Consider the following 2,797-nt stretch of genomic DNA (forward strand, 5'->3'; position numbering starts at 1 on the left):
ATCCAGGTCTTCGGCGGCGCGCTGCTGATCGCGGTCGGGGCGGCGCTGGCCACCGGGGTGTGGAACCACGTCGTCTCCTGGCTGCGCGACGCCGTGGTCTCCGACGTGCGGCTGCCGATCTGATGGCCGTCCGTCTGCTCACCGGGCTGACCGGCACGGCGCGCAACCTGTGGCGGTCGCTGACCTCGATGGGCACCGCGCTGGTGCTGCTCTTCCTGCTGGCCCTGGCCGCCGTCCCCGGGGCGCTGCTGCCGCAGCGCAACCTCAACGCCGGCAAGGTCGACGAGTACCTGGCGCTGCACCCGGTGATCGGGCCGTGGCTGAACCGGCTGCAGGCTTTTGAGGTCTTCTCCAGCTTCTGGTTCACCGCGATCTACGTGCTGCTGGGTGTCTCGCTGGTCGGCTGCCTGACCCCGCGCACCGTCGAACTCACGCGCAGCCTGCGGGCCACCCCGGTGTCCGTCCCGCGCAACCTGACCCGGCTGCCCAAACACGCCACCGCCCGGTTCGCTGGTCAGCCGGCGACGGTGGCGGCGGCCCTCGCCGGCCGGCTGCACGGCTGGCGGCGGTCGGTGCGAACCGGCACCGGCGGCGCGCTGGAGGTCTCCGCCGAGAAGGGGTATCTGCGCGAGCTGGGCAACCTGGTCTTCCACTTCGCGCTGCTCGCGGTGCTGGCCGCGGTGGCGGCCGGAAAGATGCTCGGCTACGAGGGCAACGTGATCGTCGTCGCCGACGGCGGCCCCGGCTTCTGCTCGGCCTCCCCGGCGGCGTTCGACTCGTTCCGGGCCGGCACCACCGTCGACGGCACCGAACTGCGGCCGATCTGCCTCCGGGTCGACGACTTCACCGCCGACTACCTGACGTCCGGGCAGGCCACCTCGTACACCGCGGACATCGACTACCAGGCCGGCCGCGACCTGGCGTCCGGCCCGGCCGGGCACTGGCAGCCCTACCGGCTGAGCGTCAACCACCCGCTGCGGGTGGACGGGGTCCGCGCCTACCTGCAGGGACACGGCTATGCGCCGACGTTCACCGTGGTCTTCCCGAATGGGCAGAGCCGCACCTCGACGGTGCAGTGGCGGCCGGACAACCCGCTGACGCTGCTGTCGTCGGGCGCGGTGCGCATCGACCCGCCGGCCGGCATGTACCCCGATCGGGCCGAGCGGCGCCGGCACCAGATCGCCATCCAGGGTCTGCTGGCGCCGACCCGTCAGGTCGACGAGCACAACCTGCTCTCCTCGGCGTTCCCCGCGCTGAACGACCCGGCGGTGGCGATCGACGTCTTCCGCGGCGACACCGGACTGGACACCGGCCGGCCGCAGCCGCTGTTCACCCTGGACTCCCGGCTGATCCACGAAGGCCGACTGGTCAAAGTGCGCCGGGCCAATCTGCGGCCCGGCGAGCAGGTGCGCCTCGACGACGGCACCGTGGTGCGGTTCGACGGCGTCGTTCCGTTCATCAACGTGCAGGTCTCCTACGACCCGGGTCAGCGCTGGGTGCTGGCCGGCATCGTCGCGATGATGGCCGGGCTGGTGGTGTCGCTGGTGGTGCGCCGGCGCCGGGTCTGGGTGCGGGTCGCCCCGGCCGACGCGGGTACGGTGAACGTCGAGCTGGGCGGTCTGGCCCGCACCGACAACGCCGGCTGGGGCGGCGAGTTCGAACGGTTGACCACCCGGCTCTTCGCGGGGTTCGACGCCCCGCCGGACCCGGCCACGGCGACGGACTCGGTGGTCGAGGCAGCGGCCGGCAAGGAGGTCTGATAAGGCGATGAACACGACCCACGTCAACGGCGCGCTGGCCGGTTACTCGGACTGGGCGTTCACCTCGGCGCTGATCGTCCTGGTGATGGCGCTGCTGGCGCTGGCCGCCGAGCTCGCCTACCGCCGCACCCGCGAGCCCACCCAGAGCGAGCTGGTGACCGCCGGGCCGGTCTCCGCCGACGCCGGCACCCCCGGTGTCGTCGTCGAGACCGCACACCGGCCGTTCGACGAACGGGTGGGCCGGGCCGGGCTGGCCCTGGTCTACCTGGGCATCGGCCTGCTGCTGGCCTGCATCGTGCTGCGCGGCGCGGCCACCCTGCGTCCGCCGTGGGGCAACATGTACGAGTTCATCAACCTGACGTGTTTCTCCGGGCTGGTCGCCGCCGCGGTGGTGCTGCGCCGCCCGCAGCACCGCAGCCTGTGGGTGTTCGTGCTGTTCCCGGTGCTGATCCTGCTGGCGGTCTCCGGGCACTGGTTGTATGCCACGGCGGCGCCGGTGATGCCGGCGCTGCAGTCCTACTGGCTGCCGATCCACGTGTCGGTGGTCAGCGTCGGCTCGGGGGTTTTCGTGGTCGCCGGGGTGGCCAGCATCCTGTTCCTGCTGCGTCGGTCGCGGCTGAGCGACCCGGCCACCCCGGGCGAGCTGGCCCGGATCGTGCGCCGACTGCCCGACGCCCAGACCCTGGACCGGATCGCCTACCGGACCACCATCTTCGCCTTCCCGGTGTTCGGGTTCGGGGTGATCTTCGGCGCCATCTGGGCCGAGGGAGCGTGGGGCCGGTACTGGGGCTGGGACCCCAAGGAGACGGTGTCGTTCGTGGCGTGGGTGGTCTACGCGGCCTACTTGCACGCCCGGTCGACGGCGGGCTGGCGCGACGAGAAGGCGGCCTGGATCAACGTCGCCGGGTTCGTCGCCATGGTGTTCAACCTGTTCTTCGTGAACCTGGTGACCGTGGGCCTGCACTCCTACGCCGGGCTCGGCTGACCTGCAGCTGAGCCTAACCGGCGCCGTTGCGCTACCCTGCCTTAGCAGCAAA

Annotated in this window: 2 protein-coding genes and 1 pseudogene; all 3 read left to right on the top strand. The window is 71.8% G+C overall.

The genetic code is table 11. The annotated features are described in order from the left end of the window. Positions 1–123: pseudogene (locus AC2VNT_RS00670) on the top strand (cytochrome c biogenesis protein CcdA); the annotation flags it as partial. Between the two features lie 44 nt (positions 124–167). Next, positions 168–1,760: a cytochrome c biogenesis protein ResB gene (gene resB / locus AC2VNT_RS00675; RefSeq protein WP_486945027.1), complete on the top strand. Its 1,593-nt coding sequence runs from the start codon at positions 168–170 to the stop codon at positions 1,758–1,760. 7 nt (positions 1,761–1,767) lie between these two features. After that, complete coding sequence (gene ccsB, locus AC2VNT_RS00680) at positions 1,768–2,745, top strand: c-type cytochrome biogenesis protein CcsB (RefSeq protein WP_486945026.1); 978 nt, start codon at positions 1,768–1,770, stop codon at positions 2,743–2,745. Positions 2,746–2,797 lie beyond the last annotated feature (52 nt).

It is taken from the genome of Mycobacterium sp. TH-M15, from assembly GCF_057473705.1.

Bases quoted from the DNA above. Each gene is read 5' to 3' on its own strand.
- ccsB (WP_486945026.1), top strand. From the start codon at position 1,768: ATGAACACGACCCACGTCAACGGCGCGCTGGCCGGTTACTCGGACTGG.